Source organism: Neisseria bergeri (assembly GCA_003044455.1).
Lineage (GTDB): Bacteria > Pseudomonadota > Gammaproteobacteria > Burkholderiales > Neisseriaceae > Neisseria > Neisseria bergeri.
The window spans coordinates 181,696-202,929 of record POWY01000003.1; the positions used below are offsets into that span (position 1 = coordinate 181,696).

The 21,234-nt window shown below is 53.8% G+C and carries 19 protein-coding genes; 15 read left to right on the top strand and 4 right to left on the bottom strand.

What is annotated here, in order from left to right; all coding sequences use genetic code 11:
- The first annotated feature begins 26 nt into the window (after positions 1–26).
- Together DBY86_RS05315 and DBY86_RS05320 are read left to right on the top strand one after the other, a co-directional pair.
- Positions 27–653, top strand: a complete 627-nt coding sequence (locus DBY86_RS05315; RefSeq protein WP_107819177.1) for an FmdE family protein — start codon at positions 27–29, stop codon at positions 651–653.
- Between the two features lie 79 nt (positions 654–732).
- Entirely contained in the window at positions 733–1,491 is a 759-nt protein-coding gene (locus DBY86_RS05320) for an iron ABC transporter ATP-binding protein (RefSeq protein WP_107819178.1), read from the top strand.
- Between the two features lie 32 nt (positions 1,492–1,523).
- On the opposite strand, the gene DBY86_RS05325 is transcribed toward DBY86_RS05320, so the two are convergent.
- The 3 genes from DBY86_RS05325 to DBY86_RS05335 form a co-directional block, all read right to left on the bottom strand.
- Positions 1,524–1,997: a DUF2004 domain-containing protein gene (locus DBY86_RS05325; protein WP_003713577.1), complete on the bottom strand. Its 474-nt coding sequence runs from the start codon at positions 1,995–1,997 to the stop codon at positions 1,524–1,526.
- A gap of 94 nt (positions 1,998–2,091) precedes the next feature.
- Positions 2,092–2,430 carry a P-II family nitrogen regulator gene (locus DBY86_RS05330; RefSeq protein ID WP_107819179.1) on the bottom strand — a complete coding sequence of 113 codons (339 nt, stop codon included), beginning with the start codon at positions 2,428–2,430 and terminating at the stop codon, positions 2,092–2,094.
- Positions 2,431–2,553: 123 nt separating this feature from the next.
- A complete protein-coding gene (locus tag DBY86_RS05335) occupies positions 2,554–2,889 on the bottom strand; it encodes a hypothetical protein (RefSeq protein ID WP_107819180.1) in 336 nt (111 codons plus the stop codon).
- A 224-nt stretch (positions 2,890–3,113) separates the two neighbouring features.
- Between DBY86_RS05335 and purL the strand changes: the two genes are divergently transcribed.
- From purL to mgtE, 3 genes are all read left to right on the top strand, one after another.
- On the top strand, positions 3,114–7,010 hold the full coding sequence (purL, locus tag DBY86_RS05340; RefSeq protein WP_107819214.1) for a phosphoribosylformylglycinamidine synthase: 3,897 nt from the start codon (positions 3,114–3,116) through the stop codon (positions 7,008–7,010).
- Between the two features lie 94 nt (positions 7,011–7,104).
- Positions 7,105–7,857, top strand: coding sequence for a hydroxyacylglutathione hydrolase (gene gloB, locus DBY86_RS05345; RefSeq protein WP_107819181.1), 753 nt, complete (start codon positions 7,105–7,107; stop codon positions 7,855–7,857).
- 233 nt (positions 7,858–8,090) lie between these two features.
- The gene (gene mgtE / locus DBY86_RS05350; protein ID WP_107819182.1) at positions 8,091–9,545 is read left to right on the top strand and encodes a magnesium transporter; all 1,455 of its coding nucleotides are present in this window, start codon (positions 8,091–8,093) and stop codon (positions 9,543–9,545) included.
- A 113-nt stretch (positions 9,546–9,658) separates the two neighbouring features.
- Here the strand turns inward: mgtE and hslO are convergent, their stop codons facing one another.
- On the bottom strand, positions 9,659–10,546 hold the full coding sequence (hslO, locus tag DBY86_RS05355) for an Hsp33 family molecular chaperone HslO (RefSeq protein ID WP_107819183.1): 888 nt from the start codon (positions 10,544–10,546) through the stop codon (positions 9,659–9,661).
- A gap of 244 nt (positions 10,547–10,790) precedes the next feature.
- Between hslO and DBY86_RS05365 the strand changes: the two genes are divergently transcribed.
- From DBY86_RS05365 to lpt3, 10 genes are all read left to right on the top strand, one after another.
- The gene (locus tag DBY86_RS05365) at positions 10,791–11,372 is read left to right on the top strand and encodes a C40 family peptidase (RefSeq protein ID WP_107819185.1); all 582 of its coding nucleotides are present in this window, start codon (positions 10,791–10,793) and stop codon (positions 11,370–11,372) included.
- Between the two features lie 18 nt (positions 11,373–11,390).
- Positions 11,391–11,609 (top strand): hypothetical protein, encoded by a 219-nt coding sequence (locus DBY86_RS05370; RefSeq protein ID WP_107819186.1) that lies wholly within the window; start codon positions 11,391–11,393, stop codon positions 11,607–11,609.
- Positions 11,610–11,754: 145 nt separating this feature from the next.
- Positions 11,755–12,099 (top strand): CidA/LrgA family protein, encoded by a 345-nt coding sequence (locus tag DBY86_RS05380; protein WP_107819187.1) that lies wholly within the window; start codon positions 11,755–11,757, stop codon positions 12,097–12,099.
- On the top strand, positions 12,099–12,791 hold the full coding sequence (locus DBY86_RS05385; RefSeq protein ID WP_107819188.1) for an LrgB family protein: 693 nt from the start codon (positions 12,099–12,101) through the stop codon (positions 12,789–12,791). The genes DBY86_RS05380 and DBY86_RS05385 overlap by 1 nt, the downstream gene beginning before the upstream one ends.
- Positions 12,792–12,857: 66 nt before the next feature.
- On the top strand, positions 12,858–14,078 hold the full coding sequence (argJ, locus tag DBY86_RS05390; RefSeq protein ID WP_107819189.1) for a bifunctional glutamate N-acetyltransferase/amino-acid acetyltransferase ArgJ: 1,221 nt from the start codon (positions 12,858–12,860) through the stop codon (positions 14,076–14,078).
- Between the two features lie 59 nt (positions 14,079–14,137).
- Positions 14,138–15,547, top strand: a complete 1,410-nt coding sequence (locus DBY86_RS05395) for a chloride channel protein (RefSeq protein ID WP_107819190.1) — start codon at positions 14,138–14,140, stop codon at positions 15,545–15,547.
- A 228-nt stretch (positions 15,548–15,775) separates the two neighbouring features.
- On the top strand, positions 15,776–17,167 hold the full coding sequence (gene hrpA, locus DBY86_RS05400) for an ATP-dependent RNA helicase HrpA (RefSeq protein ID WP_107819191.1): 1,392 nt from the start codon (positions 15,776–15,778) through the stop codon (positions 17,165–17,167).
- Between the two features lie 72 nt (positions 17,168–17,239).
- Entirely contained in the window at positions 17,240–18,298 is a 1,059-nt protein-coding gene (locus DBY86_RS05405; RefSeq protein ID WP_107819192.1) for a HindVP family restriction endonuclease, read from the top strand.
- Complete coding sequence (locus DBY86_RS05410; RefSeq protein ID WP_107819193.1) at positions 18,295–19,287, top strand: DNA cytosine methyltransferase; 993 nt, start codon at positions 18,295–18,297, stop codon at positions 19,285–19,287. The genes DBY86_RS05405 and DBY86_RS05410 overlap by 4 nt, the downstream gene beginning before the upstream one ends.
- A 347-nt stretch (positions 19,288–19,634) precedes the next feature.
- Positions 19,635–21,212 (top strand): lipooligosaccharide phosphoethanolamine transferase, encoded by a 1,578-nt coding sequence (lpt3, locus tag DBY86_RS05420; protein ID WP_107819195.1) that lies wholly within the window; start codon positions 19,635–19,637, stop codon positions 21,210–21,212.
- Positions 21,213–21,234: the final 22 nt, after the last annotated feature.

The window sequence follows — 21,234 nt, forward strand, 5'->3', positions numbered from 1 at the left end:
AGCCCGCCTCCGAAAGGACAAACCATATGACGAAAGAACGTTTACCCGAATTTTTCGACCGCGCCCCGACGCTGACCGTACAAGACCCGCTTGCCGCCTTTCTCGGCGCGGCCGAAAACGGCATCCTCACTTACCGCTACGCCGATGCCGTGCGCCTGTGCGGACATTCCTGCCCGACCGTCGCGGGCGCGTACCTGATGGTTATCAAAGGTCTGAAAGCCCTTTACGGCGAAGAGCTGCCCGAACGCGGCGGCATCGAAGCCGCCATGCAGGGAACGCGCGACGAAGGCACGGTCGGCGTAACCGCGTCCGTCGTCCAACTCCTCACCGGCGCAGCCCCCGAAACCGGCTTCGGAGGCATCGGAATGCAGGGACGCTTTGCCCGCCGCAACCTCTTATCCTTTGGTGCGGGCGAAATCAACGGCACACTGACCCTGCGCCGCAAAGACAACGGCAAAACCGTCGCCGTCGGCCTCAACGCCGCCCTGCAACCCTTTGCACCCGAAATGCGCGAACTTATGCCCAAAGCCGTCAGCGGCAGCGCAAGCCCCGACGAACTCAAACAATTCGGCGAACTTTGGCAAGAACGCGTCCGCGCCTTCCTGATTGACCAAGCCGACAACCCCGAATTTGTTACCGTCAGCGAAATCTAACCACACAGGAATAAAATTCAGACGGCCTCATCATTTAAAGACCGTCTGAAAACCCAATTTCCCATATTCGAATCCGCCTATGATTACCATCCGCAACGTCAGCTTCCACATCGGCACCCGCCCCATTCTGGACAACATCAGCCTCGACATTCCCGAAGGCGGCATTACCGCGCTGATCGGCCCGAACGGCGCAGGCAAGTCCACCCTCCTCTCCTTTATGGCGCGGCTTCAGCCTCTGGTACACGGCAACATCAGCTACGCAGGCAAAGACATCAAAACCACCCCCACCGCCGAACTCGCCCGCACGCTCTCCATCCTCACCCAAGAAAACAGCATCATGAGCCGCATTACCGTGCGCGACCTGCTCATGTTCGGCCGCTATCCCTACCACCAAGGCAGGCCGTCTGAAACGGATAAAACCATTGTCGAAGAAGCACTCGCCGAGTTCCACCTGCAAGACTTCGCCGACCGCTACCTGACCGAGCTTTCCGGCGGCCAACGCCAACGCGCCATGATTGCCATGGTATTCTGCCAGCGCACCGACTACGTTTTGCTGGACGAACCGCTGAACAACCTCGATATGTATCATGCCCGCTGCCTCATGCAAATCCTGCGCCGGCTGACCGATGAACACAAACGCACTACCGTCGTCGTATTGCACGACATCAACCAGGCCGCCGCCTACGCCGACCACGTCGTCGCTATGAAAAACGGCAAAGTCGCCCTGACCGGCACGCCCGAAGAAGTGTTCACCGTACACAACATCAAAGAACTGTTCGACATGGACGTGGACGTACTCGACTACGAAGGCAAAAAACTCATCGTCCACCACATCTGAAGCTCAAAAAGGAAATGCCGTCTGAAAAGGGGCTAACTTTCCCAGTCGATGCCGCATATGCCGCCGTCGGCGAACAGTTTGACGGCCAGTATTTCGTCGCTTTTTTCTCGGTCTATCATGTAGTCCATCACAATCGAGTCGCAGTCTGGCAGTTCCTCCGTCCATAAAGAGATGCTCTCCAAACGCATGGCGCGGGCAAATTCTTCGGGGTTGTCGGGGTAGTCCGCATCTTCTATTTCAGTGATGTGGAAATTCAAATATTCGCCGTCTTCGGTTAAATATTCGGCAATGGCGGCTCGGGCCATTTTGTCCGCTTCTTCCAAACGCGCTAAAAACGCGGCGAATGCGTCTAATTTTTCGGCAGTCAGTTCATCGTCGCCGCCAGTCCATAAACAGACTTCGACGGTATCGCCGTTGACAGGCAGCTCGCGTTCCCAGCAAACGTCCGGTCCGTTTTCCGGGCTTCCTGCCGATAAGGTTTCAAAATAAGGATGTGAAACAGGCATAATTGGTTTTCCTTGAATTATTGGCGGGGCAGTGTTTTCCTGCCGTCTGAAAAGGGGTATTCCGCCTTTCAGACGGCACTTCCATTCCAAACGCTCAAACCGCCGCGTCCGAACGTTCGCCCGTGCGGATACGGATTGCCTCCTCGACCGGCAGCACAAAAATCTTGCCGTCGCCGATTTTGCCCGAACGCGCCACCTCGACAATCACGTCAATCGCGCGTTCCACAGCGTCATCCGCCAACACCAGCTCGATTTTGACCTTGGGCAGGAAATCGACGGCGTATTCCGCACCGCGATAGATTTCCGTATGCCCCTTCTGCCTGCCGAACCCTTTGACCTCGCTGATGGTCATGCCCGTGATGCCGATTTCCGTCAACGCCTCGCGCACGTCGTCCAGCTTGAACGGTTTGACAATCGCCTCGATTTTTTTCATGATTGTTCCTTTAGGATTCCATATTTGCATCTACGGAAATTCTTGAGTCGACATCCTGCGGGGATTACTGTCCGATAAAACAATGTGTTTGACATGCAAAACATACATATCAATGCTTCGTTGCTAAAATTGTTCGATTATGAACATTACAAAAGAAACAGCAGCCAAAAAGACGAAAATCCATGTCCAATACCGGTTGCGCAGAAAAAACAAGCTTGAGTTGTCTCTCACGCCGATTATTTCTCCTGTTTCATTGTCAGTATAGGTTTTTACTTTATCGGAAATAAACCACTTACTAAAGAAGTAGTTGCAAAGTGCAGCAATACAAAGGCTTAACATAAAAACGAAATTTGAGGAAATTGCATCTTTCAACCAATCTCCCAAGGCAAAACCACAGATAACTCCGATAATCAGAGACAAAACAACCAAAAGCCCCTTCCCACTCCAAACAATAAACATTGCATAACTCCTTCTTAGCTTGTCCAAACAATTTCAAAAGCGGACGTGATTTTACTATATTCCAGAATATAAATCACATTTCTCAGAACGCGACTGACATGACAAAGGTTTTTACATTGATTGTATTTGTAAAATTGTAAACATTTTTTCGCTTACACGCGCTAACGAAACCGTCCTTTTCGCGTATAATGACATTTTTCCAACCGCATTTGAGAGCCGAATCCATGTCTGTCGTTTTGCCCTTGCGCGGCGTTACCGCCCTTTCCGATTTCCGTGTCGAAAAACTCTTGCAAAAAGCCGCTGCACTCGGCCTGCCCGAAGTCAAATTAAGCAGCGAATTTTGGTATTTCGTCGGCAGCGGAAACACACTTGATGCCGCGACTGTCGAAAAACTGCAAGCCTTGTTGGCAGCGCAAAGCGTTGAACAAACGCCCGAAGCGCGCGAGGGCTTGCATTTGTTTTTGGTAACGCCCCGTTTGGGTACGATTTCGCCGTGGGCTTCCAAGGCAACCAATATCGCGGAAAACTGCGGTTTGGCAGGCATAGAGCGCATCGAGCGCGGCATGGCGGTGTGGCTGGAAGGTGCGCTTACCGATGAACAGAAACAGCAATGGGCAGCGTTGCTGCACGACCGCATGACAGAATCCGTGCTGCCCGATTTTCAGACGGCATCCAAATTATTCCACCATCTCGAATCCGAAACCTTCTCCAGCGTCGATGTTTTGGGCGGCGGTAAAGAGGCTTTGGTCAAAGCCAATACCGAAACGGGTTTGGCACTCTCCGCCGACGAAATCGATTATCTGGTTGAAAACTATCAGGCTTTGCAGCGCAATCCGTCCGATGTGGAGCTGATGATGTTCGCACAGGCAAACAGCGAACACTGCCGCCACAAAATCTTCAACGCCGATTTCATCCTCAACGGCGAAAAGCAGCCGAAATCCCTTTTCGGCATGATACGCGACACGCACAATGCACATCCCGAAGGCACGGTCGTTGCCTATAAAGACAATTCGTCCGTGATCGAAGGCGCGAAAATCGAGCGTTTCTATCCGAATGCGGCGGAAAACCAAGGCTACCGTTTCCACGAAGAAGACACGCACATCATCATGAAAGTGGAAACGCACAACCACCCGACCGCCATCGCGCCGTTTGCGGGCGCGGCAACAGGCGCGGGCGGCGAAATCCGCGACGAAGGCGCAACGGGCAAAGGTTCGCGTCCGAAAGCAGGCTTGACCGGCTTTACCGTGTCCAACCTCAACATCCCCGACCTCAAACAGCCGTGGGAACAAGATTACGGCAAGCCGGAACACATTTCCTCGCCGCTGGACATCATGATTGAAGGTCCCATCGGCGGCGCGGCGTTCAACAACGAATTCGGCCGCCCCAACCTCTTGGGCTACTTCCGTACCTTTGAAGAAAAATTTGACGGTCAGGTTCGCGGCTATCACAAACCGATTATGATTGCCGGCGGCTTGGGCAGCATTCAGGCGCAGCAGACGCATAAAGACGAAATCCCCGAAGGCGCGTTGCTGATTCAACTGGGCGGTCCGGGTATGCTTATCGGCTTGGGCGGCGGCGCGGCTTCTTCGATGGATACCGGCACGAACGACGCGTCTTTGGACTTCAACTCCGTACAACGCGGCAACCCTGAAATCGAACGCCGCGCGCAAGAAGTCATCGACCGCTGCTGGCAGCTTGGCGACAAAAACCCGATTATCTCCATCCACGACGTCGGCGCAGGCGGTTTGTCCAACGCCTTCCCCGAACTGGTCAACGATGCCGGACGCGGCGCGGTATTCAAGCTGCGCGAAGTGCCGTTGGAAGAACACGGTTTAACGCCTTTGCAAATCTGGTGCAACGAATCGCAAGAGCGTTATGTCTTGTCGATTTTGGAAAAAGATTTGGACACCTTCCGCACCATCTGCGAACGCGAACGCTGCCCGTTTGCCGTGGTCGGCACGGCGACCGACGACGGTCATTTGAAAGTGCGCGACGACTTGTTCTCTAACAATCCCGTCGACTTGCCGCTGAACGTCTTGCTCGGCAAACCGCCCAAAACCACGCGTACCGACAAAACGGTTACGCCGTCCAAAAAACCGTTTCACGCGGGCGATATCGACATCACCGAAGCCGCCTACCGCGTTTTGCGCCTACCTACCGTAGCCGCCAAAAACTTCCTGATTACCATCGGCGACCGCAGCGTCGGCGGCATGACCCACAGCGACCAAATGGTCGGCAAATACCAAACCCCCGTAGCCGACTGCGCCGTGACCATGATGGGCTTCAACACCTATCGCGGCGAAGCGATGTCTATGGGCGAAAAACCGACCGTCGCCCTGTTTGACGCGCCCGCCTCGGGCAGAATGTGCGTCGGCGAAGCCATCACCAACATCGCGGCGGTCAACATCGGCGACATCGGCAACATCAAACTTTCCGCCAACTGGATGGCGGCGTGCGGCAACGAGGGCGAAGACGAAAAACTCTACCGCACCGTCGAAGCTGTCTCCCAAGCCTGTCAGGCATTGGATTTGAGCATCCCTGTAGGCAAAGACAGCCTGTCGATGAAAACCGTGTGGCAGGACGGCGAAGAGAAAAAATCCGTTGTTTCGCCGTTGAGCCTGATTATCTCCGCGTTCGCGCCTGTCAAAGACGTACGCAAAACCGTTACGCCCGAATTGAAAAACGTCGAAGACAGCGTATTGCTGTTTGTCGATTTGGGCTTCGGCAAAGCGCGTATGGGCGGCTCGGCGTTCGGTCAGGTGTACAATAATATGAGCGGCGACGCGCCCGATTTGGACGATACAGGTCGTCTGAAAGCGTTTTACAACGTGATTCAGCAACTTGTCGCCGAAGACAAACTTTTGGCATACCACGACCGCAGCGACGGCGGCTTGTTTGCCACGCTGGCGGAGATGGCGTTTGCGGCACGGTGCGGGTTGAATGTGGATTTGACTTCACTGGTTGCCAGTCAAGCCGATGTCAACGAAGCCAGCATACGCGCATTGTTCAATGAAGAGCTGGGCGCAGTAATCCAAATCGCCAAACAAGATGTTGCGGCAGTAGATGCCTTGTTTAAAGCGGCTGCGCTGCCCTTGCATACCGTTGCCACCATCGGTTCTGACGAAAAAATCGTTATCCGCAATCAGGCAGGCATCGTGTTGGAACAAACCCGCGCCGACCTGCAACGCGCATGGCAGGAAACCAGCCACGCCATCCAACGCCTGCGCGACAACCCTGCCTGCGCAGACAGCGAGTTTGCCCTGATTGGCGACAACGACCGCAGCGCATTGTTTGCCGACGTGAAGTTTGATGTAAACGAAGACATCGCCGCGCCCTTCGTCAACAGCGGCGCGAAACCCAAAATCGCCATCCTGCGCGAACAGGGCGTGAACGGGCAAATCGAAATGGCCGCCGCCTTCACCCGCGCCGGATTCGATGCTTACGACGTGCATATGTCCGACCTGATGGCAGGCCGCGTCCACCTTGCCGACTTCAAAATGCTGGCGGCGTGCGGCGGCTTCAGCTACGGCGACGTACTCGGTGCAGGCGAAGGCTGGGCGAAATCGATTCTGTTCCACCCTGCTCTGCGCGACCAGTTCGCCGCCTTCTTCGCCGACCCGAACACGCTGACACTGGGCGTATGCAACGGCTGCCAAATGGTCAGCAACCTCGCCGAAATCATCCCCGGCACGGCTGGCTGGCCGAAGTTCAAACGCAACTTGAGCGAACAGTTTGAAGCGCGCCTGAGCATGGTTCATGTTCCGAAATCCGCGTCGCTGATTCTGAATGAAATGCAGGGCTCCAGCCTGCCTGTCGTGGTCAGCCACGGCGAAGGCCGCGCCGACTTCGCACTTCACGGCGGCAATATTTCTGCCGATTTGGGCATTGCGCTGCAATATGTGGACGGTCAAAACCAAGTTACCCAAACTTACCCGCTCAACCCTAACGGCTCGCCGCAAGGCATCGCCGGTGTGACCAACGCCGACGGTCGCGTTACCATCATGATGCCCCACCCCGAACGCGTGTACCGTGCCGCACAAATGAGCTGGAAACCGGAAGGCTGGACGGAACTCTCCGGCTGGTACCGCCTCTTCGCCGGTGCAAGAAAAGCTTTGGGCTAACCGCCCTACTCAAACCAATGCCGTCTGAAGAATATTTCAGACGGCATTCCGGCATACCATCCTTTAAACGGCATCCGTCCACCGAGGAACACTCATGAAAATCACACCCGTCAAAGCCCTGACCGACAACTACATTTGGATGATACAGGAAGGCAACCATGCCGTCTGCGTCGATCCCTCCGACCCCACGCCCGTCTTGGAATTCCTCGTCCGCAACCGACTCATGCTCGCCCAAACCTGGGTAACGCACCCCCATCCCGACCACGAAGGCGGTGCGGCGGCACTCTGGCGCGGCTACATGGAATCGCCCGTTTACGGTGAAACCGACATCGAAGCCGCCACCCACACCGTAACCGCAGGCACGCAATTCACCTTCGGCGACGGGCAGGTTACCGTTTGGGCAACACCCGGCCACACAGACCACCACACCAGCTACCTTCTCGAAACTTCAGACGGCATACACGTCTTTTGCGGCGACACCCTTTTTTCCGCCGGCTGCGGGCGCGTGTTCACCGGCACAATCGAACAGCTTTACGACAGCTTCCAACGCTTCAACCGCCTGCCTGAAAACACCCTGTTCTATCCGGCGCACGAATACACCGCCGCCAACCTGCGTTTCGCCGCCCATATCGAGCCGGACAACGCCGACATTCAGACGGCACTGAAAGCGGCAGAACACACGCCCACCCTGCCCGTTACCCTCGCGCACGAACGCCGCGTCAATCCGTTCTTACGGACAGAAATCCCCGCCGTCCGCCAACGTGCCGAAACCCTGACGGGTCAAACCTTAAACAACGGTTTGGCGGTCTTCGCCGCCCTGCGCGAACTGAAAAACGCCTACCGCTGACCCGCCCTCTGAAAAATGCCGTCTGAAACCCGCGTTTCAGACGGCATTTGCGTTAAAAATAGTAAACCGTTCCAAAAGGGAGTAGAATAGTGCCGTTTCCAACCCTGCGCCTGTACCGTCAGGCTTTTATTATGGACCTTCCCAGTTCGTTTTTACTGAACGCCCCTTCCGATTCCAAACGACAATAACCATCCCGCCGGAATGCCTCCCCGCACACGGCGGGCGGAGCATTTATGAGCATCGAACACACTCCTCCGACACACGACGGCGAAACCGGTCAAAACCATACCGAACGCCCTTCCGCCGATTTCGACCGTGTCCACTCCCTCTGCGAAATCCTCGAACCTGCTTTTGAACAAATCGAAAACGGCACACCGCTCGAAGACACGCCGCTGCGCGACAAACTGACCGAGCTGACCGTCCTCTTGAGCGAGCTGCACCCTGCCGACGTGGCGGCGGTATTGGAATCGCTGCCGCCGCGCGAACGCAATATCGTCTGGATTTTGGTCAAACCCGAAGACGACGGCGAAGTGCTGCTGGAAGTGTCCGATGCAGTCCGCGAAACGCTGATCGAGTCGATGGACAAGGACGAATTGTTGGCGGCAGTCGATGATTTGGACGCGGACGAATTGGCGGAACTGGCAGACGATTTGCCGCACCAAGTGGTTTATGAAGCCTTGCAGACGCGCGATGAGGAAGAGCGCGCCCAAGTCAAGGCGGCAATGTCCTACGAAGACAACCAAGTCGGCGCGATTATGGACTTCGAGTTGGTCAGCATCCGCGCCGATGTCGCCTGTGAAGTGGTGCTGCGCTATCTGCGCCGCTTCGACAGCCTGCCCGACCATACCGACAAGATTTTTGTCGTCGATGAAAACGACGTGCTGCAAGGCGTGCTGCCCATCCGCAAACTTTTGGTCGCCGATCCCGAAGACTTGGTGGAAAACGTGATGGCGAAAGATGTCGTGCGTTTCCGCGCCGAAGACGATGTGGAAGAAGCGGCGCAGGCGTTTGAACGCTACGACTTGGTTACCGCGCCCGTCGTCGATGAAAACAAAAAGCTCATCGGCAGGATTACCGTTGACGAGATGGTGGACGTGATCCGCGAAGAATCGGAAGCGGATATGCTGAATATGGCAGGTTTGCAGGAAGAAGAAGATTTGTTCGCCCCCGTGTGGGATTCGGTGAAAAACCGCTGGATGTGGCTTGCCGTCAACCTCTGCACCGCCTTCCTCGCCAGCCGCGTCATCGGCGCATTTGAAGGCAGTATCGAAAAAATCGTCGCACTCGCCGCGCTGATGCCCATCGTCGCCGGTATCGGCGGCAACTCGGGCAACCAGACGATTACCATGATTGTCCGCGCGATGGCGATGGGGCAGCTGACGGATATGCAGGCGGGGCGTTTGCTGAAAAAAGAAGTCGGCGTCGCCCTGGTCAACGGCATTATCTGGGGGACGGTGATGGGGGCGGTTTCGTGGCTGCTTTACGGCAGCCTCGGCATCGGGCTGGTTATGATTGCCGCGATGACGCTCAACCTGCTGCTGGCGGCAACGGTCGGCGTGCTGATTCCCGTCATTATGGATAAGTTCGGACGCGATCCCGCACTAGGCAGCTCGGTGCTGATTACGGCGGTAACGGATTCCGGCGGCTTCCTAATTTTCTTGGGGCTCGCCACCCTGTTCCTGCTTTAAATGCCGTCTGAAACACATGAAAATGCCGTCTGAAACACCCTGTGGGGATTTTCAGACGGCATTTGACTATTTATCTTTGTTGTTAAACAAGATTATTGGACGGTATGTCGGGACTACTCTCGGGCAACGCCGACCACATCCGCACCAAACAGCGCATTGACATCGGTTTCGTCAAACACATATTTGCTGTGGCAAAAATCGCAATCGACTTCGATGCTGCCTTGTTCCGCCACCACGCCGCCGACTTCTTCCCCGCCCAGCATCAACAGCATATCGCTGACCTTGCCCCGAGAACAGGTACATGAAAATTCAAACGTTTCCGGCTCGAACACGCGCGGCGGCGTTTCGTGGAACAGGCGGTACAAAACATGTTGCGCATCCAATTCTGCCAGCTCCTCCGCCGTCAGCGTGCGTGCCAGCGTACTGACGTGTTCCCACGCTTCTTCCGCCAGCTCTTCTTCAGGCAGACGCTGCACCAGCAGACCGCCCGCCGCTTCGTCGCTTGCAGACAGGACGATGTGCGTATCGATTTGTTCGGAACGCTTCATATAGTTCACCAACATTTGCGCGATGCTGTCGCCTTCTAAAGGCACTACGCCCTGCCAGGGTTCGCCGTCTTTGGGCTGCAGCGTCAGCACGAATACGCCGCCCTCGCCCAAAAGGTCGCCGAGGCTTTCGTCATCGGCTATTTCTGCGGTTTCGTCCCAACGCGCGGTTGCACGGACGGTACGGTCGGAAGTCGCTTCCGCAACCAGCATTTTCAGCCGCCCCTGCCCCTGAACCTGCACAATCAGCGTGCCTTCGTTTTTTAAGTTGCCCGACAGCAACACACCCGCCGCCAACAGCTCGCCCAAGGCGCGGCGGATGGCGGCGGGATAGTTTTTCTGTTTTACAATGTGCTGCCACACGTTTTCCAGACGGACGTGCAGCCCGCGCACGGGCATATCGTCGAAGATAAAGCGGGTACGCACATCGGCGCGGTTGATGGAGGTTTGATTCATTATTCTCTCTGATTGATTGTTCGGATGGCGGATATATGGTTGCGGTCGGCGCGAAAACAAGGCGGATGGCGGGTGCGTTTCCCAAGTTCTCAATAAATTATATAAAAATCAAAATATTAACCCAATCTAACAAGCCGTTTTTTGCCAAACAGCCGTTTTTTTATATACAATCAACAAGATATTTTCGACTGATACAGCATAACATCGCACGGCGGCACGATGCCTCCTGCGCGGAAACACCGATATGGATTCTTTTTTCAAACCGGCAGTTTGGACGGTTTTATGGCTGATGTTTGCCGTCCGCCCCGCCCTTGCCGACGAGTTGACCAACCTGCTCAGCAGCCGCGAGCAGATTCTCAGACAGTTTGCCGAAAACGAACAGCCCGTTTTACCCGTCAACCAAGCCCCCGTCCGAAGGTCGGGCAATGCCGACGAACTCATCGGCAATGCGATGGGGCTCTTGGGCATCGCCTACCGCTACGGCGGCACATCGGTTTCTACCGGTTTCGACTGCAGCGGCTTTATGCAGCACATCTTCAAACGCGCTATGGGCATCAGCCTGCCGCGCACGGCGGCAGAACAGGCGCGGATGGGCGCACCCGTTTCCCGAAGCGAATTGCAGCCCGGGGATATGGTGTTTTTCCGCACGCTCGGCGGCAGCCGCATTTCCCATGTCGGGCTCTACATCGGCAACGACCGCTTCATCCACGCGCCGCGCACGGGGAAAAATATCGAAATCACCAGCCTGAGCCACAAATATTGGAGCGGCAAATATGCGTTCGCCCGCCGCGTCAAGAAAAACGACCCGTCCCGCTTTCTGAACTGATTTCCCAAGGAATACGCAATGAGTATGCCCGAAATGCCCAAATGGTACGGCGATGACGGACAAATCGTGTCCTGTACCGAAAAGGTCAAAGTGATGACTGAAAACATGACCGAACTGTATCAGACGGCACAAGACGCGTTTGAAGACGCGCTGCTGATGGGTTGCGGCGAACGTCAGTTGCGCGATTACCTGCTCGCGCTGATTGAAGGTTTGGAAAATCCCTACCGCAAAGTCTGAACACGCCCCGGTTGCTGCGGCACGGTTTATCCGTGCCGTTTTTGCGTTTGTACGCGGGCTTCGGCTTTTCAGACGGTATGAATAACGTTATGATTAAACAGTTAACAAAATTTATCACAACGCCATCAAAAGACAGACACACAACATGAACATCATCCGCGCACTCCTCATCATCCTCGGCTGCCTCGCCGCCGGCGAAACCGCCGTTTTCCTAGCAGGCATCAAACTACCCGGCAGCATCGTCGGCATGGGTGTGCTGTTTGCGCTTTTGCAGGCGGGTTGGATTAAAACATCTTGGCTGCAACAGCTTACCGACGCGCTGATGGCAAACCTGACGCTGTTTCTCGTGCCGCCCTGCGTGGCGGTCATCAGCTATTTGGATTTGATTGCCGACGATTGGTTTTCGATACTGGTTTCCGCCTCCGCCAGCACTTTGTGCGTACTGCTGGTTACGGGCAAGGTTCACCGCTGGATACGGAGCATTATCTGATGAACGAAATCCTCAGGCAGCCCAGCATCCTGCTTTTCCTCACGCTTGCCGTGTACGCGCTTGCGATTATCGTGCGCACGCGCACGGGCAATATCTTCTGCAACCCCGTACTCGTCAGCACTATCGTGCTGATTGCCTACCTGAAAATCCTCAACATTGATTACGCGGTGTACCACAACGCCGCGCAGTTTATCGATTTCTGGCTCAAGCCCGCCGTCGTCGTGCTTGCCGTGCCGCTCTACCAAAACCGCCGTAAAATCTTCAACCAGTGGCTGCCCGTCATCGTTTCGCAGCTTGCGGGCAGCGTTACGGGCATCGTTACGGGAATGTATTTTGCCAAATGGCTGGGCGCGGAACGCGAAGTCGTCCTCTCGCTCGCGTCCAAATCCGTGACCAACCCCATCGCCATCGAAATTACCCGCTCCATCGGCGGCATTCCCGCCATTACCGCCGCCACCGTCATCATCGCCGGCCTGGTCGGACAGATTGCCGGTTACAAAATGCTGAAGAACACGGTCGTCATGCCCTCGTCCGTGGGTATGTCGCTCGGCACGGCCTCGCACGCGATGGGCATTGCCGCCTCGCTCGAACGCAGCCGCCGCATGGCGGCATACGCAGGGCTGGGGCTGACGTTCAACGGCGTGCTGACCGCGCTGATTGCGCCGCTGCTCATCCCCGTTTTGGGGTTCTGAACCCGTTTCAGACGGCATTTCAGCCCATGCCGTCTGAACGCCGACACACTCGCAAGGAGAACCGTTATGGCTGTCAACCTGACCGAAAAAACCGCCGAACAACTGCCCGACATCGACGGCATTGCCCTCTACACCGCCCAAGCAGGCGTGAAGAAGCCCGACCATACCGACCTGACACTGATTGCCGTAGCCGCCGGCAGCACCGTCGGTGCAGTCTTCACGACCAACCGTTTCTGTGCCGCGCCCGTCCACATCGCCAAATCGCACCTTTTCGACGAAGACGGCGTGCGCGCCCTCGTCATCAACACGGGCAACGCCAACGCGGGTACGGGCGCACAGGGCAGAATCGATGCTTTGGCAGTGTGTGCCGCCGCCGCCCGGCAAATCGGCTGCAAACCGAACCAGGTACTGCCCTTCTCCACCGGCGTGATTCTCGAACCGCTGCCCGCAGACAAAATCATCGCCGCCCTGCCCAAAATGCAGCCTGCCTTCTGGAACGAAGCGGCACGCGCCATCATGACCACCGACACCGTGCCCAAAGCCGCCTCGCGCGAAGGCAAGGTCGGCGACAAACACACCGTCCGCGCCACGGGCATCGCCAAAGGCTCGGGCATGATTCATCCCAATATGGCGACCATGCTCGGTTTCATCGCCACCGATGCCAAAGTTTCCCAACCCGTCCTCCAATTGATGACGCAGGAAATCGCCGACGAAACCTTCAACACCATCACCGTTGACGGCGACACCAGCACCAACGACAGCTTCGTCATCATCGCCACCGGCAAAAACAGCCAAAGCGAAATCGACAACATCGCCGACCCGCGTTACGCCCAACTCAAAGGATTGTTGTGCAGCCTCGCGCTCGAACTCGCCCAAGCCATCGTCCGCGACGGCGAGGGCGCGACCAAGTTCATCACCGTCCGCGTCGAAAACGCCAAAACCCGCGACGAAGCCCGCCAAGTTGCCTACGCCGTGGCACGTTCGCCGCTGGTCAAAACCGCCTTTTTCGCGTCCGACCCCAACCTCGGCAGGCTGCTCGCCGCCATCGGTTATGCAGACGTTGCCGACCTAGACACCGATCTGGTGGAAATGTATCTCGACGATATTTTGGTTGCCGAACACGGCGGACGCGCCGCAAGCTACACCGAAGCACAAGGGCAGGCGGTGATGTCGAAGGACGAAATTACCGTCCGTATCAAGCTGCATCGCGGACAAGCCGCCGCCACCGTCTATACCTGCGACCTGTCGCACGGATACGTTTCCATCAACGCCGACTACCGTTCCTGACCCGACACGGCTTCAGACGGCATACATAAAATGCCGTCTGAACCGCTGGACGACATACCATGACCTCCACATTCCCCCGCCGCCTCGCCCACAAAATCCGCCAAACCCGCCGCCTGTCGCGCAAAAGCATCGCCTTTTTGTTCCTTCTGGCAGGTTCGGCACTCGTCGCCCTGACCGCGCTGTTTTTTGCCCATCTTGCCGATTTTGCGCTGGAACTGAACGCCAAACTGGTTCAACAATACCCGTGGTTCGCGTGGGTCGCGCTTCCTTTGGGTTTGCCGCTTATTGCGTGGCTCACACGCAAATTCGCCCCCTTCACCGCCGGCAGCGGCATCCCGCAGGTCATCGCCTCACTGTCGCTGCCCTACGGCGCACAAAAAACGCGCCTGCTCCGCCTCGGGCAGACGCTGCTGAAGATTCCGCTGACCTTTTTGGGTATGCTGTTCGGCGCGTCCATCGGGCGCGAAGGCCCGTCCGTGCAGGTCGGCGCGGCAGTGATGGGCGCGTGGGGCGCATGGTGCAAAAAACACGGTTTGGCGTTTAAGGGTATGCAGGAAAACGATTTGATGGCGGCGGGCGCGGCGGGCGGTTTGGCAGCCGCGTTCAACGCGCCGCTGGCGGGCGTGATTTTCGCTATTGAGGAACTCGGGCGCGGCATTATGCTGCGCTGGGAGCGGCAGATTCTTTTGGGCGTGCTCGCCTCCGGTTTCATACAGGTTGCCATTCAGGGCAACAACCCGTATTTTTCGGGTTTCAACGGCGGCGTGTTGGAAAATATTTTGATGTGGGTCGTGGCGGCGGGGCTGGTTTGCGGCGCGGCGGGCGGCCTGTTCGGACGGCTGCTCTATCAGGGTGCGGCGGCATTTGCACCACGCAAGATACGCGGCTTTATCCGCAACCGTCCGCTGCTGCTGGCGGCACTGATGGGGCTGCTGCTCGCCCTGCTCGGCACGTTCTACCAAGGCAAAACCTACGGCACCGGCTACCACGAAGCCGCCCAAGCCCTGCACGGCATCTACGAAGCCCCCGTCGGGCTGGCGGCGGCAAAATGGATCGCCACCGTATTCAGCTATTGGGCGGGCATACCGGGCGGCATCTTCACCCCCTCGCTGACCATAGGCGCAGTTTTGGGCAAGCATATCGCCGCCATCGCCGACATATCGCAGGGTGCAAACATCATCGTCCTCATCTGCATGGCGGCATTTTTAGCGGGCGCGACACAATCGCCGATTACTTCCGCCGTCGTCGTCATGGAAATGACGGGCGGACAAAGCCTGCTGTTTTGGATGCTGATTGCCTGCATTTTCGCCTCTCAGGTATCGCGCCAGTTTTCGCCGCGTCCGTTCTACCACGCATCGGGAATGCGCTTCCGCCAGCGCGTGCTTCAGGAAACCGCCGCCCAAACCGGCAATGCGCCCGCAAGACCGCAAGCCGCAAACAGCAAAGCGGGAATGCCGTCTGAAAATTAAAACGCCCCCCGATCAAACGTCGGCAGCCGCCCCTTCACACAGCCGGGACGGGGCGCAGGGCAAACCGCCTTGATTCGGATACCGTTCCGCCGCCGCTTGAAACTTCAGCAACAATGCCGTCTGAACGACAGAATGCGGTTTTCAGACGGCATTTCCCCATCCAGATATTGCCCGAACCCAACCAAAGCGTTTGCTATAATTCTATTTTTTACCGCACACGCACCAATCATGTTTCCCGATTTCTCCCAAACCCTCTCCAAAGACCGCCATTTCCTGCAATCCGCCTTCAAAAATCCCAACAAATACGGCGGCTTGTCCAAAGTCGAAGAAAAATACCGAAAATCGCATGAAATCTTTTTGAAGCGTTTGACCGCCTTGCCCAAACCCGAATTCGACAACACCCTGCCCGTTCACGAGAAGCTCGAAGAAATCAAAAAAGCCATTGCCGAGAATCAGGTAACGATTATTTGTGGCGAAACCGGTTCGGGTAAAACCACGCAGTTGCCCAAGATTTGTTTGGAACTCGGGCGCGGGGCGGCGGGGCTAATCGGGCATACCCAGCCGCGCCGTTTGGCCGCGCGTTCCGTGGCGGAGCGGATTGCCGAAGAGCTGAAATCCGAAATTGGCAGCGCGGTAGGCTATAAAGTACGCTTTACCGACCACACCTCGCGCGATGCCTGCGTCAAGCTGATGACCGACGGCATCCTGCTGGCGGAAACCCAGACCGACCGTTATCTCGCCGCCTACGACACGATTATCATCGACGAAGCACACGAACGCAGCCTGAACATTGACTTTCTGCTAGGCTACCTGAAACAGCTTCTGCCGCGCCGCCCCGACTTGAAAGTCATCATCACCTCGGCAACCATAGACGCAGAACGCTTCTCCCAACACTTCAACGGCGCGCCTGTTTTAGAAGTAAGCGGGCGTACCTATCCTGTTGAAATCCTCTACCGACCGCTGACCAGCAAAGACGAAGACGATGCAGAAGTCGAGCTGACCGACGCGATTGTCGATGCAGCCGACGAATTGGCGTGCTACGGCGAAGGCGATATCTTGGTATTCCTGCCGGGCGAGCGCGAAATCCGCGAAGCCGCCGAAGCCCTGCGCAAATCTACACTGCGCCGCAACGACGAAATCCTGCCCCTGTTCGCACGCCTGTCGCACGCCGAGCAGCACAAAATCTTCCACCCCTCAGGCGCAAAACGCCGCATCGTGCTGGCAACCAACGTCGCCGAAACCTCGCTTACCGTGCCGGGCATCAAATACGTCATCGACACCGGCCTCGCGCGCGTCAAACGCTATTCCGCACGGGCAAAGGTGGAGCAGCTTCATGTCGAAAAAATCTCTCAAGCCGCCGCCCGCCAACGCTCCGGCCGCTGCGGACGCGTCTCCGCAGGCGTGTGTATCCGACTGTTTTCAGAAGAAGATTTCAACAACCGCCCCGAATTTACCGACCCCGAAATCGTCCGCAGCAACCTCGCCGCCGTCATCCTGCGCATGGCAGCGTTGAAACTCGGCGACGTGGCGGCATTCCCGTTTTTAGAAATGCCTGATTCGCGGTATATCAATGACGGTTTTCAGGTGTTGCTGGAATTGGGTGCGGTGGAGGCCGTCTGAAAACAGGCTGCCTGAAAATAAAAAGCAGCCTACACTCTATAACCTACATCATATGAATTAAAGGACAAATATATGGTTAATAAACCGCATTTATTTGGATTAACTAACTCAAACCGAGATTTTTCTTTAAAAGATACTTGGGGGAAAAATCAATTTAATTCATCATTTCCCATTGCATTATGCTGCTATATGGCAAGCAAAGAGATTGATGTCAACTATTTGATTTCAAAAAATAATCAAATTAAATGTCAATCTATTTCTGTCAATGAAGCCTTTGGTACCGAAGCAGACAGCCAAGATATATTTTTTGCATTTGAAACTGCCCACACACCTTTTGCAAAATATGTAGTCGGGTCATTGCCAAGAACGGATATTGTTATTCAAAATATCCGTACAGGGCAGTGTTTAACAGGTTTGGAAATAAAGTTAACTGCTTTGCCGGACCATACAACATGCCATCTGTCTGATGAATTTTTTGGTAGCGAAATTGTTATACGCCCTGATAGCATAGTTTATTTGGCTTGTAGCATTGCTGAAAATTTTGGTCAAGATTTGAATGAGTTGATTGTTATAGCTGAAAATTTTGAAGAGACCGATTGGTCTGATCCAAAACAGGTTATTCCACTTTTCAACGATATTTCTATCACTTTAAACAACCTATGTGGAAATGAAACTGCTATTCAAAAGCCATTCTTAATACAACCGGTTTGGAAAACCATAGGGAAATCTCCCAGATTGGCAGAAAATTGTTTAGATGTATTTGTATGGAGCGATTTGGCTTTTGTTAGGTTTATACTTTCCATTGCTGATTTATCTGAAAATTGTTTAAAGATTACTCGACCAACTCGTACAGCAATTTGGCTGTATAAAATGCTGTTGGATATTTGTCAAAGTGGGAAATTCAACCATGAACAAATTATCGATACCTGCTCTTTCAATACAAAAAATGATAAAGCATTTGCTTCATCGGGACAGATAACTAATCCGTTTATGAGAAGTACAAGGTTAGAAACACCAATTATTTTAAAATCAGAAATCAAAAAAATTATTTTAGGCGGGGGGCAGGAATTGCTCAGCCCCGAAAGACGTTTTGATGCCATTCTTTATAATTCTCCTGAGTTGTTCTTATGAAATGTATTGATTTATTTGCAGGTTGTGGCGGTTTGTCTTTGGGGTTCGGGCAAGCAGGCTTCGAAGTTTGTGCAGCTTTTGAAAAATGGGATAAGGCAATCGATATTTATAGAAAAAATTTTAACCACCCTGTCTACGAAACTGATTTAACCGATGAACAAACAGCAATTTCGCAGATTTTGAATTATCAACCTGATTTGATCATGGGCGGTCCGCCTTGCCAAGATTTTTCCAGTGCAGGAAAAAGAGATGTTACTTTGGGGCGTGCTGATTTAACTTATCATTTTGCCAATATCGTCTGTTCAGTCCGCCCAACTTGGTTTGTGATGGAAAATGTGGAGCAAATTAAGAAAAGCCATATTTTGCATGATGTGATTGAACAATTCATACAGTCAGGTTATGGGCTGACTTCCGTTATTTTAGATGCTTCCTATTGTGGTGTACCGCAAGCGAGAACCCGTTTTTTCTTAATAGGAAAATTGGGGGAAGAACATAATTTCCTTACACCGATTTTAACTGATCGTTTGGCGGAGAAACCGATGACAGTCCGAGATTATTTGGGTAATTCTTTAAATCTCGAGCATTATTACCGCCACCCGAGAAACTATAACCGACGCGGTATATTCTCTATTGATGAACCTAGTCCGACAATTCGTGGGGTTAACCGTCCTATTCCCAAAGGTTATCAACTGAATAATTGCGACCCGCAAGGCATTGAGTTATCCGAAGTCCGACCACTTACTACCATAGAGCGCAGTTATATCCAAACTTTTCCAGAAAATTTTGTGTTTACGGGAACAAAAACGGATTTGGAACAGATGATAGGAAATGCGGTACCAGTTAATTTGGCTAAGTTTATTGCCGAATCTATCCAAAAATTTATAGAAAACCCACTTGTGAAAAGGTATAAAAACACCGATTTGTTTGGAGCAAACGATAACCGTTTCATGCTGGCTGAAAAAGCCTTGCATAGAGATATAAGATATTAAGTTTGAATTATATTTAAGGTTTCATATCATGCGGGTACGCCATAAAAGCAGCCGGTATTTTTCGAAGCACCTACCTATTTTCACAATCCCAATTTAGAACAACATCATACAAAACACCCAAACCCTTTTCAGATAGCCCCAAAACCATCTTGTTAAGCCCCCGTTACTGACTGATCAAGTTTGGCGAATAAATGGCACATCTACCCATTGACAAAAAAATATGTATATTTTATTGGATATTTTCCCGTTCTTGGAAATGCCCGATTCGCGGTATATCAATGACGGTTTTCAGGTGTTGCTGAAGTTGGTGGCAGTATTCAATCCGTTAATTTTTATTTGGAATATGAATGATGAAAAAATCCCTTTTCGTTCTCTTTCTGTATTCATCTCTACTTACTGCCAGCGAAATTGCCTATCGCTTTGTATTCGGGATTGAAACCCTGCCGGCGGCGAAAATCGCGGAAACATTTGCGCTGACATTTGTGATTGCTGCGCTGTATCTATTTGCGCGTTATAAGGCAACGCGTTTGTTGATTGCGATGTTTTTCGCGTTCAGCATTATTGCCAACAATGTGCATTACGCGGTTTATCAAAGCTGGATAACGGGTATTAATTATTGGCTGATGCTGAAAGAGATTACCGAAGTCGGCAGCGCGGGCGCGTCGATGTTGGATAAGTTGTGGCTGCCTGCGTTGTGGGGCGTGTTGGAAGTCGTGTTGTTTTGCAGCCTTGCCAAGTTCCGCCGCAAGACGCATTTTTCTGCCGATATACTGTTTGCCTTCCTAATGCTGATGATTTTCGTGCGTTCGTTCGACACGAAACAAGAGCACGGTATTTCGCCCAAACCGACATACAGCCGCATCAAAGCCAATTATTTCAGCTTCGGTTATTTTGTCGGACGCGTATTGCCGTATCAGTTGTTTGATTTAAGCAAGATTCCTGTGTTCAAACAGCCTGCGCCAAGCAAAATCGGGCAAGGCAGTATTCAAAATATCGTCCTGATTATGGGCGAAAGCGAAAGTGCGGCACATTTGAAATTGTTTGGCTACGGGCGCGAAACTTCGCCATTTTTAACTCGACTGTCGCAAGCCGATTTTAAGCCGATTGTGAAACAAAGTTATTCCGCAGGCTTTATGACGGCAGTATCCCTGCCCAGCTTCTTTAACGTCATACCGCATGCCAACGGCTTGGAACAAATCAGCGGCGGCGATACCAATATGTTCCGCCTCGCCAAAGAGCAGGGCTATGAGACGTATTTTTACAGCGCTCAGGCTGAGAACCAAATGGCAATTTTGAACTTAATCGGTAAGAAATGGATAGACCATCTGATTCAGCCGACGCAGCTTGGCTATGGCAACGACGACAATATGCCCGATGAGAAGCTGCTGCCGTTGTTCGACAAAATCAATTTGCAGCAGGGCAAGCATTTTATCGTGTTGCACCAACGCGGTTCGCACGTCCCATACGGCGCATTGTTGCAGCCTCAAGATAAAGTATTCGGCGAAGCCAATATTGTGGATAAGTACGACAACACCATCCACAAAACCGACCAAATGATTCAAACCGTATTCGAGCAGCTGCAAAAGCAGCCTGACGGCAACTGGCTGTTTGCCTATACCTCTGATCATGGCCAGTATGTGCGCCAAGATATCTACAATCAAGGCACGGTGCAGCCCGACAGCTATTTCGTGCCGCTGGTGTTGTACAGCCCGAATAAGGCCGTGCAACAGGCTGCCAACCAGGCTTTTGCGCCTTGCGAGATTGCCTTCCATCAGCAGCTTTCAACGTTCCTGATTCACACGTTGGGCTACGATATGCCGGTTTCAGGTTGTCGCGAAGGCTCGGTAACGGGCAATCTGATTACAGGCGATGCAGGCAGCTTGAACATTCGCGACGGCAAGGCGGAATATGTTTATCCGCAATAAGCGGCGTGAAAACCAATAAAGA